The following is a 17995-nucleotide window of genomic DNA, read 5'->3' as shown; positions in this document are numbered from 1 at the left end:
CGACTCTACCAGATCCTTTCGGACCTGACTCCCAGTCGAAACGGGATCGCTTTAAGGTCCCTCGCTTTCGCGATTTCCCTTTCCGCATTTCCGACCCTATCAGAAGTTTTCCACCGGTTTATTCCGGCTTCAGAGACCTGATAGGCGTCGGCGTGCTCCTGGGGGAATTGAATTCCCACGAGAGGAGCGAGAGAGATGTTAAACCCTTGCCGTCGAACTTGTCCAGTTCGACGCAACCGTTCGAATCTACCTCCCCGCGAGGACCGTGTCAACAGTCTTTGCGGGACGACGAGGACACTAGCAGCTCAACCGGGTCTCCTGCACATCAGGCCGCCGTCGGCAGAACGGCACTGCGGCCGGCCTGCTCAAGGTCGCCCGTCTCGCCAGCGCGTGCTGCCCGGCCGCCCAGCGCGAACACGTAGGTCAAGAAGGCCAGCTCCGCTGCGACACCGATGCTGATGCGGGCCCAGGTCGGCAGGCCGGAGGGGGTGACGAAGCCTTCGATCACTCCGGAGACGAAGAGCACCAGGGCCAGACCGATGGCCATGCCCAACGCCGCCCTGCCTTCGGCCGCCAAGGCGGCACGGCGCGTTCTCGGGCCCGGGTCGATGACGGTCCAACCCAGCTTCAGCCCGGTGCCTGCCGCGACGAACACGGCGGTCAGTTCGAGCAAGCCGTGCGGAAGGATCAGGCCGAGGAAGGTATCCAGACGACCCGCGTCAGCCATCAGACCGATGCCCACCCCGAGGTTGAGCATGTTCTGGAAGAGCACCCAGATCACCGGTAGGCCGAGGAAGGCCCCGAGGACCAGGCACATCGCAGCCGCCTGGGCGTTGTTCGTCCACACCTGTGCGGCAAAGGAAGCAGCCGGGTGGCTGGAGTAGTACGTCTCGTAGCCACCACCCGGGCGGGTCAGATCTCGAAGCTCCTCGGGTGCGGCTATCGCGGCCTGGACCTCCGGTTGGGAACCGATCCACAGGCCGATCACCACCGCCAGCGCGGTGGAGAGCAACGCAGTGGGAATCCACCAGCGGCGGCTGCGGTAGACGGCTGCCGGAAAGCCCGCGGTGAGGAAACCGACGACGTCGCGCCAGCCCGAGCGACGGCTCCCGGTCACGGTGGCGCGCGCCCGGGCCACCAACTGGGTCAGACGGCCCACCAGCATCGGGTCGGGTGCACTGGACTGGAGGAGCGAGAGGTGGGTGGCGGTGCGCTGGTAGAGGGCGACCAGTTCGTCCGCCTCCTGACCGGTGAGCCGTTTGCCGCGACGCAGCAGTCGCTCCAGGCGGTCCCACTCGGGTCGGTGGGCGGTCACGAAGACGTCGAGGTCCATCCGGCTGCTGCTCCGCTCCAGTGCTGGGGCCCGTACGCACGGTACGCATCGGCCGTCGAGGCCGCACGGGCACTGCTGTGGTCAGCTTGGCAGACTGGTCCCACGGGACGGTGTGCAGGCGGAATGGGCGGGGGCTTCGATGAGTGATCTGGTGACCGGAGATGCAGTGGTACTGGGCTTGCAGCCGGCCAAGCTGCCCAGCCGGGTGCTTGCGCTGCTCATCGACTTGTTCGTGGCTTGGGCGGTGTTCCTCCTGCTCTTCCTGGTCCTCCTCCTCGGCACCGCTTCCTTGGACGAGGCCGCACAGGCGGCGCTGTCGATCGCCTGCTTCGTGCTGGTGCTCGTGGGCGGGCCGATAGCCGTGGAGACGCTCAGCCGTGGCCGGTCGCTGGGGAAGCTGGCCTGCGGGCTGCGTGTGGTGCGCGACGACGGCGGGCCGATCAGCTTCCGCCACGCGCTGGTGCGCGGTGCGATCGGGGTCGTGGAGATCATGCTCTTCTTCGGGGTGGTGGCCTGTGTCGCCTCCCTGGTCTCCGAGCGGGGCCGTCGGATCGGGGACGTGTTCGCCGGCACCCTGGTGGTGCGGGAGCGGGTGCCCGGAGCTTCTCGGGCGGTCGCCCTGCCGCCTCCGCCGGGTTTCCTGGCGGGACGGTTCACCGAGCTCGACCTTTCCGGAGTGCCGGAGCCCTTGTGGCTGGCCATACGGCAGTGCCTGACCCGGATGCGGCAGCTCGATCCGCGCGTCGGTGAAGCCATGGCGGTACATCTGGCCGCCGATCTTGCGGCTCGTACAGGTACGCCCGCTCCACCCGGGGTGCCGGCGGTCGCCTATCTGGCGGCGGTGTTGCAGGAGCGGCAGGTTCGGGACGCGCACCGGGCCTTCGGCTCAGGAGCGGGGGGACACCCGGCTCCGGCCTCGCATGGCTCGGCCCCGGGGACACCGCCCGGCTCCGCCGTAGCCGTTGGCTTCGAGGTCGTGGCGCCGGGTGGTGCGGGCGAGTCAGCGCCGTCCGCCCCCGCGGACCCATGGGTCGCGCCGTCGGACTCCGCCAGCGCCTCGACCCCACCCGCTCCCTCGACCGGATTCGCGCCGCCCTCCTGAGCGTCGGCCGGGCCGCCGCCCGGTCAGTCGCCCGGTCAGTCGTCCGGGAAGCGGGACGGCGGGCTCTCTAGCTGTTCCAGCTCGATCCCGGGGGCGGAGAGCACCACGTCACCGGCCAGGTGGATGCTGTGCTGCTCCCCCGTGTCCAATGCTCTGACCTGGTATTCGTCCACGACCAGTGGCCCGCTGTCCGTGCTGTGCACCGCGGATCCCAAGAGGGTCCAGGCCTGGTCGACGGTTCTCGGTGCGAGCACCGGGTCGGTGAGGGCCACCAGGCGCACCCGGCTGACCGGGGAGCCCGGGGTCAGGCGCAGCAGCCGGGCCGTGGCGATGAGGAAGGCCGGGGAGGTGCCGGTGAATCCGTGAGCGGGGACGTTGCCCTCGGTGGCCTCGACGCCCGCGGGGTCCGTCCGGACCCAGGTGACGCCGTTGAGCGCCGCTCCGCGCACCTGCCAGCTCGCGGCGTGCAGTTCGAGGCGGATGGGGCGGCCGAGGCCGTCGACGGCCAGGTCGATGGAGCCCCGGTGGTCGCCGGCGGGGGTGACGGTCTGTGCGACGTAACGCCAGCCAGAAGGGCCGGGGGCGCAGTGGAAGTGTTCTTCGCCCAGAGGAGTGTGATCGTGCGGGTCGTGGAGCGAATAGCGGCCGCGGGGCATGGGGCTGGGTCCTTCACGGTCCGGTACGGAGGTGGCGCCGGTACGGGACGGGCCCCGGCACTCGGGGTGCCGGGGCCTGCCTCGATGGGTGCCGCTGTAGGGGAACGGGGGCAGGAGCTCGCCGCCGTCTGGCCCTCGGATCAGTAGCGGTAGTGGTCCGGCTTGTAGGGGCCCTCCACCTTGACTCCGATGTAGTCGGCCTGCTCGGGGCGGAGCGTGGTGAGCTTGACGCCGAGGGCGTCGAGGTGGAGTCGGGCGACCTTCTCGTCGAGGTGCTTGGGCAGCACGTAGACGTCGGTGGGGTACTCCTCGGGCTTGGTGAAGAGCTCGATCTGGGCCAGCATCTGGTCCGCGAAGGAGTTCGACATCACGAAGGAGGGGTGGCCGGTGGCGTTGCCCAGGTTCAGCAGACGGCCCTCGGAGAGCACGATCAGGACCTTGCCGTCGGGGAAGGTCCAGGTGTGGACCTGAGGCTTGACCTCGTCCTTGACGATTCCGTCGATCTTGGCCAGGCCTGCCATGTCGATCTCGTTGTCGAAGTGACCGATGTTGCCCACGATGGCCTGGTGCTTCATCTTGGCCATGTCTGCGGCCATGATGATGTCCTTGTTGCCGGTGGTGGTGATGAAGATGTCGGCGATCTCCACGACGTCGTCGAGGGTCGCGACCTGGTAGCCGTCCATGGCGGCCTGCAGGGCACAGATCGGGTCGATCTCGGTGACGATGACCCGGGCACCCTGGCCGCGGAGCGACTCCGCGCAGCCCTTGCCGACGTCTCCGTAGCCGCAGACGACGGCGACCTTGCCGCCGATCAGTACGTCGGTCGCTCGGTTGATGCCGTCGATCAGGGAGTGGCGGCAGCCGTACTTGTTGTCGAACTTGGACTTCGTGACCGCGTCGTTCACGTTGATCGCCGGGAAGAGCAGAGTGCCTTCCTGCATCATCTCGTAGAGACGGTGGACGCCGGTGGTGGTCTCCTCGGTGACGCCGCGGATCTCGGAGGCCAGTTGCGTCCACTTCTGCGGGCTCTCGCCGAGCGTGCGACCCAGCAGGGTGAGGATGTGGGCGTACTCCTCGCTGTCGGCCGTGGACGGGTCCGGGGCCGCGCCGACCTTCTCGAACTCGACGCCCTTGTGGACCAGCAAGGTGGCGTCACCGCCGTCGTCCAGAATCATGTTCGGGCCGCCGGTGGGGGTGTTCGGCCAGGTCAGTGCCTGCTCGGTGCACCACCAGTACTCCTCCAGGGTCTCGCCCTTCCAGGCGAAGACCGGGACGCCCCGCGGGTTGTCGGGGGTGCCGTCGGGGCCCACCGCGATGGCTGCCGCCGCATGATCCTGCGTCGAGAAGATGTTGCAGGAGGCCCAGCGGACCTCGGCGCCGAGGGCGACGAGGGTCTCGATCAGGACGGCGGTCTGCACGGTCATGTGCAGCGAGCCCGTGATGCGGGCACCGGCCAGCGGCTGGGCCGCCGCGTACTCCTTGCGGATCGACATCAGCCCGGGCATCTCGTGCTCGGCGAGCGTGATCTCCTTGCGGCCGAAGGCCGCGAGCGAGAGGTCGGCGACCTTGAAGTCCTGGCCGGTGGTGACAGTCGTCATGCGAGCTGCTCCTCGTGGGATTGGTCTCGAAGGGTGTGTACGGCTGGCTGTGCCGTGCGGCGTGCGGGCAGGTCTGACGCCCGCGCGTCATCACGCGCAGCGCAGTCCGTCGGAGGCCCTCTCTCCACCCGGCCGGTCGCGGGGACCGCCCGGCCGCCCTCAGCAGCGACGTCTGGCACTGCTAAGAATCTACACCGAGCGCCCCGGCCCGCCCCAGCCGGTCGGTGGGGGCGCCTGGCCCGTGGGCGAGCCGGTGAGGCGTGACGGTTTGCGCGCCATCATGGGTGGGCGGCGGCCCGGTCGGGTGGGGCCCGGTGCTCTCAGTGGCCGCTGTCACCGGGCGACTTGGCGGGGTTGACGCCGGCGGCTGCTGCCGCCGCGTTGTAGATGTCCGGCTCCAGGTAGATGACCCGGGCGATGGGTACAGCGGCTCGGATCCGTGCCTCCGCAGCGTTGATCGCGTCGGCCACCTCGGCGGCGGTGTCGTCGTGCTCCACCGCGATCTTGGCGGCGACCAGCAGCTCTTCGGGGCCCAGGTGCAGGGTGCGCATGTGGATGATGCCGGTGACGACGTCACCGTCGACCAGCGCGTTCTTGATCTTGTCTACGTCCTCCGTGCCGGCGGCCTCGCCCAGCAGCAGGGACTTGGTCTCGGCGGCGAGCACGATCGCGATCACGATCAGGAGCAAGCCGATGCACAGCGTGCCGATGCCGTCCCAGACACCGTCGCCGGTGGCGAGGGCCAGGCCGACACCGCCGAGGGCCAGGACCAGGCCGATCAGGGCTCCGAAGTCCTCAAGGAGGACCACGGGGAGTTCGGGGGCCTTGGCGCGGCGGATGAAGTCCTTCCAGGAAAGGTTTCCGCGGATCTGGTTGGACTCCTTGATCGCCGTGCGGAACGAGAAGGACTCAGCGATGATCGCGAATACCAGCACGCCGATCGGCCAGTACCAGGCCTCGATCTCGTGCGGGTCCTTGATCTTCTCGTAGCCCTCGTAGACGGCGAACATGCCACCGACCGAGAACAGCACGATGGAGACCAGGAAGGCGTAGACGTAGCGCTCACGCCCGTAGCCGAAGGGGTGTTGGGGCGTCGCCTCCCGCTGTGCCTTCTTGCCGCCCAGGAGCAGCAGTCCCTGGTTCCCCGAGTCGGCGAGGGAGTGGACGCTCTCAGCCAGCATCGAGGAGGAGCCGCTGAAGATGAAGGCCACGAACTTGGCTACGGCAATGGCGAGGTTGGCGGCGAGGGCCGCCACGATCGCCCTGGTTCCGCCTGACGCGCTCATGGATGCGGGGGTCCCTTCGATGATGCCGGCTACGGGTCGCGGTCGGACCGCGACGGGATGCGACGGCGCGTTCTGACAGCGGGGGCCACGGAGCAGGGTCAGACCACGGCCGCGGCCCGGAAGATCGTACCGACACCCGACAGTTCGACTTCCTCGCCCGCCGCCACGAACACCGATTCGCCGGGAGCGAGGGTGAGCGGGGCCCCGTCGGGCCCCCGCAGGACCGGTGAGCCGGCCGTGCAGAGCAGGATCTGCGCCGTGGCCGCCGGGAGGGCGTGGGCGCTCGCGCCGGGGGGCAGTACGAAGCGGGACAGCCGGAACTCCTCGGTCGGCGTCTCGTACACCTCCTCGCCGTTGCCCTCGGGGCGCAGCACCGAGGGGTCGGAGGGCTCGAAGCGGACGACGCGCAGGAGTTCGGGTACGTCCACGTGCTTGGGGGTCAGCCCACAACGCAGCACGTTGTCGGAGTTGGCCATCAACTCCACTGCCAGGCCGCTCAGGTAGGCGTGCGGGACGCCGGCGCCGAGGAAGAGCCCCTCCCCGGGCTGTAGACGCAACGGGTTGAGGAGCATCGCGGCGAGGACACCGGGGTCGCCGGGGTAGTGCCGGGCGAGGGAGGCGAAGGGGACGTACCGACCGCCGGCGCGTTCGCAGGCAGCCGCGGCCTCGGTGACGGTGACGGCCGTCTCGGCCCGGTCCGCACCGAGTACGGCGGTCAATACCTCGCGGAGCGCGGCCTCTTCGGGGTGGGCGCGCAGGACGTCCACGTAGGGCTTGAGGGAGTCCACGTCGAGGGCGGAGAAGAGGTCCGCCGCCTCCTCGGGGTGGCGGAAGCCGCACAGGCCCTCGAAGGGGGTGAGGGCGCAGACGAGTTCGGGTTTGTGGTTGGCGTCCTTGTAGTTGCGATGGGCGGCCTCGATCGGGACGGCCGCTCGCTCCTCCCGGGCGTACCCCTCCCTGGCCTGTTCGAGGTTGGGGTGGACCTGGAGGGACAGCGGGGCGCCAGCCGCGATGATCTTGAGTAGGAAGGGCAGTTGTGGGCCGAAGGCGTCGACGGTGGCCCGGCCGAGTTCGCGTACGGGGTCGGCGGCGATGACCTCCGTCAAGGTGCGCACGGAGCTTTCCCGGCCGTCCGTCCCGCCATCGCGGACCAGTCGAGAGGGCGCACCCGGGTGAGCGCCCATCCACATCTCCGCCTGCGGCTCACCGGTGGGCTCCGTTCCGAGGAGCTGCGGGAGCAGCCTCGTCGAACCCCAGGCGTAGGGGCGGATGGTGTTGGAAAGACGGTCCATCGCTGGTGGGTTCTTCCTGGGGTGAGGCTCTCCACTCGGGAGAGGGTTCAGGTCCGTCCTCCGGAGGCCAACGCCAGGTAAGCGGTGGCGAAGTCCGTGACGGCGAGCAGTTCGGCGATCTGCTCCAGCTCGGTGCCCTCTTCCGGTTCGAGCTCACTGACGGTGGTGTCGTGGCTCAGAGCCAGCTCGCGGGCCGCGGGCGCGGCGGTCAGCCCCCCGGCCGGCCGGTCCCGGAGCAGCACCACCCGGGCGTGTAGGGCCTGGGGCTCCTCCACCCGGTCGCGGAAGAAGTCCTCGGGGTCCGCGCCGGCGGCGAAGGCACCGGAGAGCAGCACACCGTGTGCCGGGAGCGCTTCGGGGAGCTCGGCGGCCAGGGCGGGCCGGCCGGCGAGTTCGGCCAGTACGGCGGCGAAACGGCGGCCGGCGGGCGCGGCGGCCTCGCCCTCGGTCCAGATCAGCGGCACCGAGTCGGCGAGTTCTGCGGCCAGCGACTTGGCAGGGTTGCTGTAGGCGACGATGGCCGGCCCACAGCGCTCGGCGGTGCGGTCGAGACGGTCGGCCGCTTGCTGGAGGGCATCGGAGGGCGCGTTGACGAGGCCCACCCGGTCGAGCAGCAACAGCAGCGGGGTCAACAGCGCCCACAGGGCGCCGGGGCCGGCGCCGGCGCTCTCGTCGTACTCCTCGTGGGGCGCGGTGGCCATGGGCACGACCATGCCGTGGACACCGGCGACGGCCTCGCTCAGCGGGGCGCGCTGGGGGGCGACGGCGACCACGGTACAGCCGCGGCGGTAGGCCTGTTCGGCAAGGACCGCGAGGCCGGGTTCGGATCCGTCGGTGGTGGCGATGAGCAGCAGATCGACCGGACCGGCCCAGCCGGGCAGGTTCCAGCGCAGCGCGCCGGCCGCCGCGGCCACGCCGGTGGGGCGCAGGCGGGTCACCGGCGCCGCGGCGCCGGCGAGGGCGGAGAGCAGGTCGGCGACTCCGGACGCGGCGGTACCGGGCCCGGCGATCAGGACCGCACGGGGGCGGCCCTCCGGTTTCAGGGCGCCCAGGCCCGCCTCGGTGGCGTGCCGGACCGCGGTTCGGACCCGGGCTCCGGCCTCGGCGGCGCCGCGCAGCAGTGCGCGGCGATCGGCACGGGCCAGGGCTGCCGGTTGGTCGAGGAGCGACTCGTCGAGCATGGGAGGGTGGTCTCCGATCGCGCGTGCCTGGGCCGAGGTTCCTACGCGGGGCGGCGGGCCTCGTCCACCAGTAGTACCGGAATGCCGTCGCGCACCGGGTAGGCCAGGCCGCAGTCGGTACCGGTGCAGACCAGCTCGGGATTCGTCTGGTCCGCGGACTCGTCCCGCAGCGGGGAGTGGCAGGCGGGGCAGGCGAGGATCTCCAAAAGCCCGGCTTCGAGCGGCATGGGGTGTCCCTTCGGACGTGCGGTGCGTATGAGGTTGGGCCAGGTCAGCGTACCGCCGCGTGGACGGCTGTGCGGCCCGGTCCTGGCCTACGTGGCGGACCTGCGCCGGGTGGGACGCGCAAGGTCCGAGGTCGGGTGGGGAGCCGGGCCGGTACGGCGACCGGGAAGGTTCACGCTGCCCCTTCCAGCTGTGGCGCTAACCGCGGATGAGCGCGAGCACCTCATCGCGGACCTGGGTCAGGGTCTGCGCGTCGCGGGCCTCGACGTTCAGGCGGAGCAACGGTTCGGTGTTGGAAGCGCGGAGGTTGAACCACCAGTCGGCGCTGGAGACGGTGAGGCCGTCCAGTTCGTCGAGTTCGGTACCGGCCCGGTCGGCGAACGCGCCCTTCACCGCGGAGAGGCTGGCGGCCTGGTCGGCGACGGTGGAGTTGATCTCGCCGGAGCCGAGGTAGCGGTCGTAGGAGGAGACCAGCTCGGAGAGCGGGCCGTCCTGCTCACCGAGGGCGGCGAGGACGTGGAGCGCGGCGAGCATGCCGGTGTCCGCGTTCCAGAAGTCCTTGAAGTAGTAGTGCGCCGAGTGCTCGCCGCCGAAGATGGCACCGGTCTTGGCCATCTCCTCCTTGATGAAGGAGTGGCCGACCCGGGTGCGCACCGGCTGGCCGCCGTGCTCACGTACGACCTCGGGGACCGACCAGGAGGTGATCAGGTTGTGGATCACCGTGCCGGAGCCGCCGTTACGGGCCAGCTCCCGGGCGGCGACCAGGGCGGTGATGGCGGAAGGGGAGACTCCCTGCCCACGTTCGTCGACGACGAAGCAGCGGTCGGCGTCACCGTCGAACGCGAGGCCGAGGTCGGCGCCCTCCGCGAGCACCCGGGCCTGCAGGTCGACGATGTTCTTGGGGTCGAGCGGATTGGCTTCGTGGTTGGGAAAGCTACCGTCGAGCTCGAAGTACATCGGGACGAGGTCGAGGGGAAGACCTTCGAAGACGGTGGGGACGGTGTGGCCGCCCATGCCGTTGCCCGCGTCCACGACCACCTTCAGGGGCCGGATGTGCGTGAGGTCCACCAGGGAGCGCAGGTGCTCGGCGTAGCCGGGCAGGGTGTCGAGGGCGGTCAGGGTGCCCGAGGTGGCGGCCGGGGCCGGCGCGCCGTGCTCGGACCAGTCCTCGACGAGCGTGCGGATCTCGGTCAGCCCCGTGTCCTGGCCCACCGGCGCCGCTCCGGCCCGGCACATCTTGATGCCGTTGTACTGCGCCGGGTTGTGCGAGGCGGTGAACATCGCGCCGGGCAGGTTCAGATCGCCGGAGGCGTAGTAGAGCTGGTCCGTGGAGCACAGGCCGATCTCGGTGACATCAGCTCCCCGGGCCGCCGCACCCTGGGCGAAGGCTCGGGCCAGGCCGGGCGAGGAAGGCCTCATATCGTGACCCACCACGATCGCCCGGGCCTCGGTGACCTGGACGAATGCTGCTCCGAAGAGTTCCGCGAGCGTTTCGTCCCACTGGTCGGGGACGACTCCGCGCACGTCGTACGCCTTGACGATCTGCGACAGATCAGCAGCCACGGTCTGCTGTCCCTCCTGAAGTCCGGTGCGGTCGGCTCAGCGTACCGTCCGGGCGGAGGGCGTATCCGTGCTGGGCGGATTCGTGACGGGCGACCAGGGCCGCGGGTTCAGGAGTCGGGGGAACGCAGGACCCTCAGGTGGCCGCGGCGCGTCTCGCCCGCCATGCCGGGGTCGGCGGGCCGTCCGGGAGATGCGGCGTCGGCGGCTCGGTCCGGCGGCCGTGCGGCCTCGCGCACCGCGTTGGCGAGGGCTTCCAGGTCGTCGCCGCTGGGGCGGGAGGGGGCTGAGCCGTCCGAGAGGCGTACGACGTCCCAGCCGCGCGGGGCGGTCAGGCGCTCGGAATGTTCGGCGCACAGGTCATAGCAGTGCGGTTCGGCGTAGGTCGCGAGGGGGCCGAGGACTGCGGTCGAGTCGGCATAGACGTACGTCAGTGTTGCGACGGCAGGGCGACCGCACGCGGTGCGCGAACAGCGACGTACAGGGCTCACGACGTTGGACGGTACCGCACTCTTGAGCGGGCCGCGACGACTCTCCAGCAGCTCGCCGCCCCGTGTCGTGGCGCGATCCTTTCCCTGATGAGTCGCGGGATGTGCAGACGGACCCGGTGGGTGCGGGGCGTACCCGGTTCGGCGACGGCTGGTTTCGGTCACCGAGCGGTGCTCGTGGCAGCGCTGGGACAGCTGCCCGACGGTGGGCGGGGTGCCCCTGGTCTTGACGGCGCACCGTACTCCCGGCCCGGACACGGCCGCGGGCACCGCCCTTGTCCCGATCACCGGCGGGCGCACCTGGCGCTACCCTGCGTGGGTGATGGACAGCGCTGTACCGCCTCCCCCGCGCGAACCGCGCCCCCGGCGCCGCGACCGGCACGGCCGCGGGATGCGCGGCCCTGTCGCACCGCCCCAGGTCCCGCTGTCGGCCTCCCGCAGTGAGGTGTTCGGCGATCTCGTCCAGGACTCGGTGGAACGCCTGGAGCGGCGTTGGCCGCAGCTGGCGGACGTGGACTTCGCCGTGCTGGAGGTGCCCCGGGCAGGTGGTGCGCAGAGCGGCTGGAACGACGAGGCCGTGCCGTTGGGGGCACTCATCGTGGCCGGTGAGGGCAACCCGGCGCGGATCGTGGTCTACCGGCGGCCGGTGGAGATCCGCACCAAGAGCCGCGACGAACGGGCCCTGCTGATCCACGAGATCGTGGTGGAACAGGTGGCCGAGCTGCTCGGCCTGGCACCGGAGTCGGTGGACCCGCGGTACGGACAGGACTGATCGGCGCCCCTCACTCGTCCAGCACGGACAGTTCCTCCACGGCCTTGGGCACCGTGACGGTGCCCCGGTCGTCGAGGAGGGTCTGCACGGTGAACATGGGGATGCCCTCGGTCGGCACCTCAAGGGTGCGCGCCGCGTAGACCGGGCCGCCGCCGGTGGTCTCGACGGTCAGCGCGTACGCGCCCTTGAGGCCGGACGGGACCGGTGGTTCGACGGCCTGGGTGGTACCGGCCTTGATGGTGTACGTCTTCGAGACCGCGGTGCCGCCGCCGGTACCGGCGGACGCGGTGACCCGCACGGTGCTGTCCGCTCGGGTGGCCGTCAGCGACAGCGTGGAGCCAGCGGAACGGTTGTCGGCCGCGGTGGCCCGCTCCCCCACCGGCGAGGCGGCCGGAACGAAAGCGAGCTCCTGCTTGGCCCCGCTGCCGCGGGTGATCCGCAGGGCGGCGACCACGGGCGTGGGCTGGCGCGGGTTGGTGGGGGTGAGCAGCAGTGAGCCGGCTTCGCCGCGGGTGACGTCCTTGAGGTCGGCGGTGGCCGTCATCCCCGCCTTGATGTGCAGGTCCTCCGCTTCGGCCGGGGTGAAGGAACTGCTGGGACCGGCGAGTTTGAGCGTGAGGTCGGCGTCCGTCTCGCCGGGGGCGAAGGCGATGAGTCGGACGGAGGTGGCGTCAGCCGGGATGCCCGGCAGGACGAGGCTGTTGGAGGGCGTGGCCGAGGCCGGCAGCCAGTCGGCGCCCACGCCCTCTTCCCGGGCCTGTACGGCGGCGCCGACACGGCCGGAACGTGTGCTGACGTGGACGGTGAGGTCGGCGACCGGGCTGGAGGTGAGGGTGGACAGCAGAACCGGCACCGAGGACATGGCGGGCACCGGGATGCCCTCTCCCGACTCCGACTTGATGACTCCTTCGGGACCGTAGAGCTCCACGTCGACCACGGCCGGGCTGTCGTCCGGATTGGTGATGTGGAGGTAGTCCTGGCGGGACTTGGCGGTGCTGGTGCCGGGGAACCAGAACTCGGTGTCGGGCGGGGTGCAGCTGATCCCGAGGACTCCTCGGGTGGTGCCCGCGGAGATCACCGTGGTCTGCTGGGCAGCCCAGCCCGGTGCCAGTCCGCCTTCGGCCGCGCCCACCAGCGCGGGGGCTTCGGCACCGGTGGCGGTACCGGCCGCGGGCTTCCCGGGTTCGGTGAGGGTGACGACTGCTTTGGGGGCGGCTTTGGTCTTGCTCTTCTGCGGCTCCCCGGTGGAGCCGTCGGGAGCGGGCAGCAAGGTGGCCCTGCCGGCCCTGGGCTTGCCCTTCGCGCCGTCCCCGCCGAGGGGCGTGATGGAGGTGTACGCGGTCTCGGCGAGGTCGGAGCCACTGGGCGCGGGGCACAGCAGCGTCGACCGTTCGACGGGCAGGCGGGCCGCTGCGCCGGCAGCCGCGGCGTCGGGGGCCGCGGGCTTGGTGAAGGTGGCGAGGCCTGCCGTCACGGCGAGGGCCGCGATGCCGGCGGCCAGGGAGAGGGGGGCGCGGTTCACTGCTGGTTGCTCCCGTCGGAACGCTGGTCCTGCTGGCCGTGTCGGTCGTACTGGCCCGGAGGGTACGGCGGTGAGCCGTGGCCGAAGGGGTCGAAGGCGGCGTCCTCATCGACGGTGCCCCCGCCGGATTCGGGGTGGCCGCCACCGTGATGGGTGCCGTTGGTCTGGTAGGTGCCGTGGGCGTCACCGGGGTGGACGGTGCCGTCCTGGTAGGGCTGGGTGCCGGCGGAGTCCGGTTCGGACAGCGGGTGGCCTTGTGCGGTGTAGGGGTCGGAGTAGCCCCCGGGGCCGTTTCCAAAGGACCGCGCGGGGTCGCTCTGCTCGCCGTAGGGGCTGGCGTCCGCGGCGCCGTAGGTAGGACCCGCCCCCTGGTACCCGCCCTGGGCGCCGTCGTACCCGTAGCCGTAGCCGTCCTGGGTGGGATGGGCTTCGGTGGCGTAGGCGGGAGACTCCCATTCGCCGTAATTGGCCTGGTGGGGCACGGCAGTCGCGTACGGGTCGGCCTGGGTCGTGTAGTCCGGCGTCGGGCCGTCCTGCGAGGCGTCCGGTCCCTGGGCCGCCTGCGCTTCGGCGCGCAGCCGGCGAGCTCGCCTGCCCTCGCCGTCCGCGGCCTGCTGCGGCACGGCGACGGGCTCGTCCGGCAGGTCGTCATCGAGCTGGGTGCGGCGACCGGGCAGGGCGAGGACGAGGAGCAGCAGGGCGAGGGCGCCCTGGGTCCAGTTCCAGGCCGTGTGGGAGAGGGGTGCGTCGTAGCCGAGGACCAGCTTGCCGCCTTCGGCGGGCAACGCGAAGCCCTGGGCCCAGCCGTCGACGGTCTTCTTCTTGAGTGGCTGGCCGTCGAGGGTGGCGCGCCAGCCGGCCGCCGCGGTGTCGGCGATGCGCAGGGTCCGACCTGCCGGGCCCGCGGGGACCTCGGTTTCGGCCCCTACTGCTCTTGAGGCGACGGGGATCGGGTCGTCGCCCTCCCGACCGGAGACGATCACCACGCGGGACACCTGACGGTCCACCCGCCACAGGGCGCTGCCTTCGAGCTGACTGAGTCGACTCAGTCCGGGGGTGGCGTCCAGGACCCGGCGCATCTGCTGCGGGGCGCCGTCGCGCACCAGCACGTAGCGGATCGCGAAGGAACCCAGCTGACTGGTCTGATCGGCGCCGGAGCCTGCGACCAGGTTGGAGACCACCTTGTCGAGCCGGGCGTCGTCGCCGGCCGCGGCGGCGAGTTCGGCGTCACCCAGTCGGGCACCGGACCCGCGGACCAGCGCGTAGGAGACCTCGGCCGCGAAGCGGCCACCGAGCACCAGGGTGCGCGCCTGGTCGCGGGTACCACTCTCCTCGGCGACGAAGGCGGGGACCTGGACCGGGTCGCGTCGCTTGATCGGGCCGTCGGCCCCCGAGAGCATCCAGCCGGCCGCGGCCAGCAGCGGGCCTGCGGCGGCGGCGAAGGCGATCAGGGCGGCGAGGGGTTGACGCCAGCCGAAGTTCTGGGCGGCCACCCGTTCACGGGCGCCGTCGGCGCCGAGTACGGCCGCCGCCAGCAGGGCGATCCCGTACACCAAGGTGGCGGGTCCGGCCCAGCCCGTGCGGTTGACGAGTACGGCGCAGAGCAGCCCGGCGACGGCGACCGCCCAGGCGGTACGGATGGCGAACTGCCGCTGCCCTCGCAGGAGGGCGGCGAGGGCGGCGAGGACGATGCCGATCAACAGCACCCCGCCGGCTGCCTGCGGGCCGCCGGGACTGATGCCGATCAGGTCGAGGGCGCCGGCCGGATCAGTCGGGTAGGGCAGTCCGGCCTCGCGCAGCAGTTGCGCGGGGTCGGTGAACAGCGTGAGCGACCAGGGGGCCAGGACCACCAGCGGGGTGGCCAGGACAGCGAGGTAGCGCGGCCCGTAGCTGGTCAGCTCCCGTCGGCGCAGCAGCAGCGCGGTCAGTCCCAGGGCGGCGCTGAGCGGCCACAGGACGGGGGTGAAGGCGGTGGCGACGGTGAGCAGCAGGGTGAAGGTCCACACCGCCCGCCAGGAGCCGAGGCCCTCGTTCGGGGCCACGCCGCCTGAAGCGGGCCGGGTGGCGTCGAAGCCGAAGGCAGCGACACCGGAACGGGCCAGCAGGGGCAGCAGCACGGCCAGCACGGCGGTGCCGATCCGCCCCTGGGCGAGCGCTCCGGTGGCCGCGGGCAGGAAGGCGTAGGCGACTGCGGCCCAGGCGCGCAGCAGCTTGGAGGTGACCAGCGGCCGGGAGGCGAAGTAGGCGCTGAGTCCGGCCAGCGGGACGGAGCAGACCAGCAGCAGGGTGAGGGCGACCTCGGTGGAGCCGAACAGCAAGGTGGCGAGGCCGGCGATCACCGCCAGGTACGGCGGCGCCGACTCGGTGGATCCGGTGCCGACCGGATGCCAGTGGCCGAGGTAGCTGCTCCACAGGGTGGAGGCACTGCCAGGGGCGGGTAGCAGGGCGCCACCGGCGAGGGAACCGCCGGCCAACAGGGCGCGAGAGGCGACCAGCGAGACCAGCAGGAGCAGGGCGAAGAGCACCGGCGCGGGTTTGCGGGCGATTCGCTTCACCCGCGCGAACTGCTCGACTTCCAGGAACTCGACCTCGTCGCCGCCGGGCCCCGTCTCCACCGCTCCGTGGCGGCCGGCGCCGGGCGTGTCGTTGTCGGAGCGCGCGCCGAGGTAGCCGGCGATCTGTTCGATCGCCGCTCGGACGGTCGCTCCGGGCGGGGGGAAGAGCGGGCGCAGTTCGGCGGCGGGGGTGCTCGGCCGGCCGCGCCGGCGGCGGGCGGCGAGGATGCGTCCGGGGCGCAGCAGCGTGGCGACGAGGCCGCGCGCTTCGTCGACGGCCTGGCCGGGGGCCTTCATGACCAGGTAGGCGAGGGTGCGCAGCAGGGTGCCGAGGACGATCCGCAGCAGCGCGTAGGGCAGGGCGGCGGCCCGGGCGTTGACCAGCACGGTGTAGACGGCGCCCGCCTTGTCGACCCGGTGTGGGGAGGCCGCGCGTCGGCCGAAGCCCCCGCTGGAGCGGTTCGGGTCGGTGGGGGTGCGGGAGCCGCGCCCCACACAGTCGATGGGACGGCGTTCGCGGGCCGCGGCCTCGGCGTGGCGGAGCACCGCGTCGGGGGCGATCAGGACGCGGTGGCCAGCGGCGTGGGCGCGCCAGCACAGGTCGACGTCGTCGCGCATCAGGGGCAGTCGGCGGTCGAAGCCGCCGAGGGCCTCGAAGACCTCGCGCCGGATGAGCATGCCCGCGGAGGAGACGGCCAGCACGGGGCGGACCTGGTCGTGTTGGCCCTGGTCCTGTTCGCGGCGGTCGAGGCCGGTCCACCGGCGCCCGCTGCGGGCGATGGAGACGCCTGCTTCGAGGAGTTGCTTGCGGTCGTACCAACCGCGCAGCTTGGGACCGATGATCGCGGCGTCGGGGTTCTGGTCGGCGACGCGCAGGAGTTCGGTGAGTGCGTCGACCGCCGGCGCACTGTCGTCGTGGAGCAGCCACAGCCACTGGACGGGTTCGCCGTGGGGGAGCTCCGGCAGGTCGTAGGCGTCGTCCCGCCAGGTGCGGCTGACGGGGTCCCAACCGCTGGGGCGCTTGAGGTAGGGGAGCTCCTCGGGGGTGAGGACGGCGGCGCCGCGTACGGCCTCTTCGACGGCGGTGCCGAATCCGGTACGGCGTGCGAGGTGCAGGACTCGGTCGTCGCCGAGTGTTTCGGCGAGCAGCCGCGCGGACTCGTCCGCGCTGCCGGTGTCGGCGGCGACGACGTTCTGCACGGGGCGTTCCTGGCCGGTCAGTGCGGCCAGGACGTCGGGCAGCCAACGGCCACCGTCGTGCGCGACCAGTACCGCGGTGACGACATGCCGCGGGAACTCGGGGGTGGCGGTCTCCGCATGGGGGGCCGCCGAGTGGCTGTGCACGGACATCGCGGTAAGGGCCCTCCGGCCGGGGGTCCGGGGAGCTTCCCCGGGAGGCTGCTGGACAGCGCCCCACACTAACCGCTGAGCACAAAGCGGTCCGCCTCCTGCGGGGAAGGTGCAGGAGGCGGACCGTGCCTGAGCTCTACAGCTATCACTATTTGTACTTTTCTGGAAGGAGTTGCAGTTTCGCTCTGTTCTGCGCCGATATGGGGAAGCCCAGTCGATCGACGGTCGGGTACGGCGGCCACCGCGGTGACCACCCCGTCAGGGTGCGACTCTCCCGGCGCTGGCCGGTCACCTCAGATCGCGGCCTTCTTCAGGCGGCGCCGCTCACGCTCGGACAATCCACCCCAGATGCCGAACCGTTCATCGTTGGCAAGGGCGTATTCCAGGCATTCAGAGCGGACTTCGCAGGCGAGGCAGACCTTCTTGGCCTCTCGGGTGGAGCCACCCTTCTCGGGAAAAAAGGACTCCGGATCGGTCTGGGCGCACAGAGCGCGCTCCTGCCATCCGAGTTCCTCGTCCGCCTCCTCGACCAGCAGTTCCTCAAACAGCTCGGTCATGTGCGCCCCTCGTCTGTCTTTTGCGTCCCCGTGATGAGCCGTCACCGGCCAGCAGTCCAGCGGCGGAACGACACGAGTGAAATTACAAGTGTGCGATCCGGGGCAGTCAAGCCGAGATCTGCTATTAGGCCCCTTATTCACTCTGCGGAACCAAGCGTATGCAGTAAGTGTTGATATCGCCAAAAATCGTGACACTTTCCATACACCCGATCCCCCACACTTGGCGTGCGGACGGAGCGCCACATCCCCGCACTCGAAGTGCACAAACCTTTCTCCGATCACAGTAACCGGATGAGGTGAAAGATTTCCCCCAAACCGGACATTGGGTTGACAGTCGCCCCCGTGAGCCGCTCTCCTTGTCTGCATGCCAGCGACCGCAGCACTCCACGCGACCCCCCACCGTGGGTTCCGCAGTGCTGTTCAGGCGCGCTGTTGCTGTTCCAGCTGTTGATGCCCTAGCGCTCCAGCGTCTCCGTGGCCCATGGCTCACGCAGCCTTGCCACCCCCTCGCAACGCCC

The 17995-nt window shown here is 71.1% G+C and carries 14 protein-coding genes; 2 read left to right on the top strand and 12 right to left on the bottom strand.

Annotation, left to right across the window (positions count from 1 at the left end):
- Positions 1-325: 325 nt before the first annotated feature.
- Positions 326-1333, bottom strand: coding sequence for a stage II sporulation protein M (locus tag ACFYMC_RS18645; protein WP_388526121.1), 1008 nt, complete (start codon positions 1331-1333; stop codon positions 326-328).
- Between the two features lie 139 nt (positions 1334-1472).
- Here ACFYMC_RS18645 and ACFYMC_RS18640 point away from each other — a divergent pair, with 139 nt between their 5' ends.
- Positions 1473-2435 (top strand): RDD family protein, encoded by a 963-nt coding sequence (locus ACFYMC_RS18640; RefSeq protein ID WP_388526119.1) that lies wholly within the window; start codon positions 1473-1475, stop codon positions 2433-2435.
- A gap of 35 nt (positions 2436-2470) precedes the next feature.
- Here the strand turns inward: ACFYMC_RS18640 and ACFYMC_RS18635 are convergent, their stop codons facing one another.
- The 8 genes from ACFYMC_RS18635 to ACFYMC_RS18600 form a co-directional block, all read right to left on the bottom strand.
- Positions 2471-3091 carry a hypothetical protein gene (locus tag ACFYMC_RS18635; RefSeq protein ID WP_388526116.1) on the bottom strand — a complete coding sequence of 207 codons (621 nt, stop codon included), beginning with the start codon at positions 3089-3091 and terminating at the stop codon, positions 2471-2473.
- Between the two features lie 140 nt (positions 3092-3231).
- Complete coding sequence (gene ahcY / locus ACFYMC_RS18630; protein WP_388526113.1) at positions 3232-4689, bottom strand: adenosylhomocysteinase; 1458 nt, start codon at positions 4687-4689, stop codon at positions 3232-3234.
- Positions 4690-5009: 320 nt separating this feature from the next.
- A complete protein-coding gene (locus ACFYMC_RS18625) occupies positions 5010-5975 on the bottom strand; it encodes a cation diffusion facilitator family transporter (RefSeq protein ID WP_388526110.1) in 966 nt (321 codons plus the stop codon).
- Between the two features lie 98 nt (positions 5976-6073).
- A complete protein-coding gene (gene manA / locus ACFYMC_RS18620) occupies positions 6074-7267 on the bottom strand; it encodes a mannose-6-phosphate isomerase, class I (protein WP_388526107.1) in 1194 nt (397 codons plus the stop codon).
- A gap of 47 nt (positions 7268-7314) precedes the next feature.
- Positions 7315-8448 (bottom strand): SIS domain-containing protein, encoded by a 1134-nt coding sequence (locus ACFYMC_RS18615; RefSeq protein WP_388526104.1) that lies wholly within the window; start codon positions 8446-8448, stop codon positions 7315-7317.
- A gap of 41 nt (positions 8449-8489) precedes the next feature.
- Complete coding sequence (locus tag ACFYMC_RS18610; RefSeq protein WP_388526101.1) at positions 8490-8675, bottom strand: Trm112 family protein; 186 nt, start codon at positions 8673-8675, stop codon at positions 8490-8492.
- A gap of 196 nt (positions 8676-8871) precedes the next feature.
- Positions 8872-10236 (bottom strand): phosphomannomutase/phosphoglucomutase, encoded by a 1365-nt coding sequence (locus ACFYMC_RS18605; protein ID WP_388526098.1) that lies wholly within the window; start codon positions 10234-10236, stop codon positions 8872-8874.
- A gap of 107 nt (positions 10237-10343) precedes the next feature.
- A complete protein-coding gene (locus ACFYMC_RS18600; protein ID WP_388526139.1) occupies positions 10344-10772 on the bottom strand; it encodes a DUF3499 domain-containing protein in 429 nt (142 codons plus the stop codon).
- Between the two features lie 271 nt (positions 10773-11043).
- Between ACFYMC_RS18600 and ACFYMC_RS18595 the strand changes: the two genes are divergently transcribed.
- Positions 11044-11493 carry a metallopeptidase family protein gene (locus ACFYMC_RS18595; RefSeq protein WP_388526137.1) on the top strand — a complete coding sequence of 150 codons (450 nt, stop codon included), beginning with the start codon at positions 11044-11046 and terminating at the stop codon, positions 11491-11493.
- Positions 11494-11503: 10 nt separating this feature from the next.
- On the opposite strand, the gene ACFYMC_RS18590 is transcribed toward ACFYMC_RS18595, so the two are convergent.
- The 3 genes from ACFYMC_RS18590 to ACFYMC_RS18580 form a co-directional block, all read right to left on the bottom strand.
- Positions 11504-13015 (bottom strand): DUF5719 family protein, encoded by a 1512-nt coding sequence (locus tag ACFYMC_RS18590; RefSeq protein WP_388526095.1) that lies wholly within the window; start codon positions 13013-13015, stop codon positions 11504-11506.
- A complete protein-coding gene (locus tag ACFYMC_RS18585; protein ID WP_388526092.1) occupies positions 13012-16920 on the bottom strand; it encodes a glycosyltransferase family 2 protein in 3909 nt (1302 codons plus the stop codon). Before ACFYMC_RS18585 ends, ACFYMC_RS18590 begins: the two co-directional genes overlap by 4 nt.
- Before the next feature lie 293 nt (positions 16921-17213).
- Positions 17214-17477 carry a WhiB family transcriptional regulator gene (locus ACFYMC_RS18580; protein WP_388526089.1) on the bottom strand — a complete coding sequence of 88 codons (264 nt, stop codon included), beginning with the start codon at positions 17475-17477 and terminating at the stop codon, positions 17214-17216.
- Positions 17478-17995: the final 518 nt, after the last annotated feature.

The sequence above is a fragment of the Streptomyces sp. NPDC006879 genome (assembly GCF_042869595.1).
Taxonomy (GTDB): domain Bacteria; phylum Actinomycetota; class Actinomycetes; order Streptomycetales; family Streptomycetaceae; genus Streptomyces.
The sequence above is the reverse complement of the archived record's forward strand: the minus strand, read 5'-3'. Positions and strand labels throughout refer to the sequence as shown.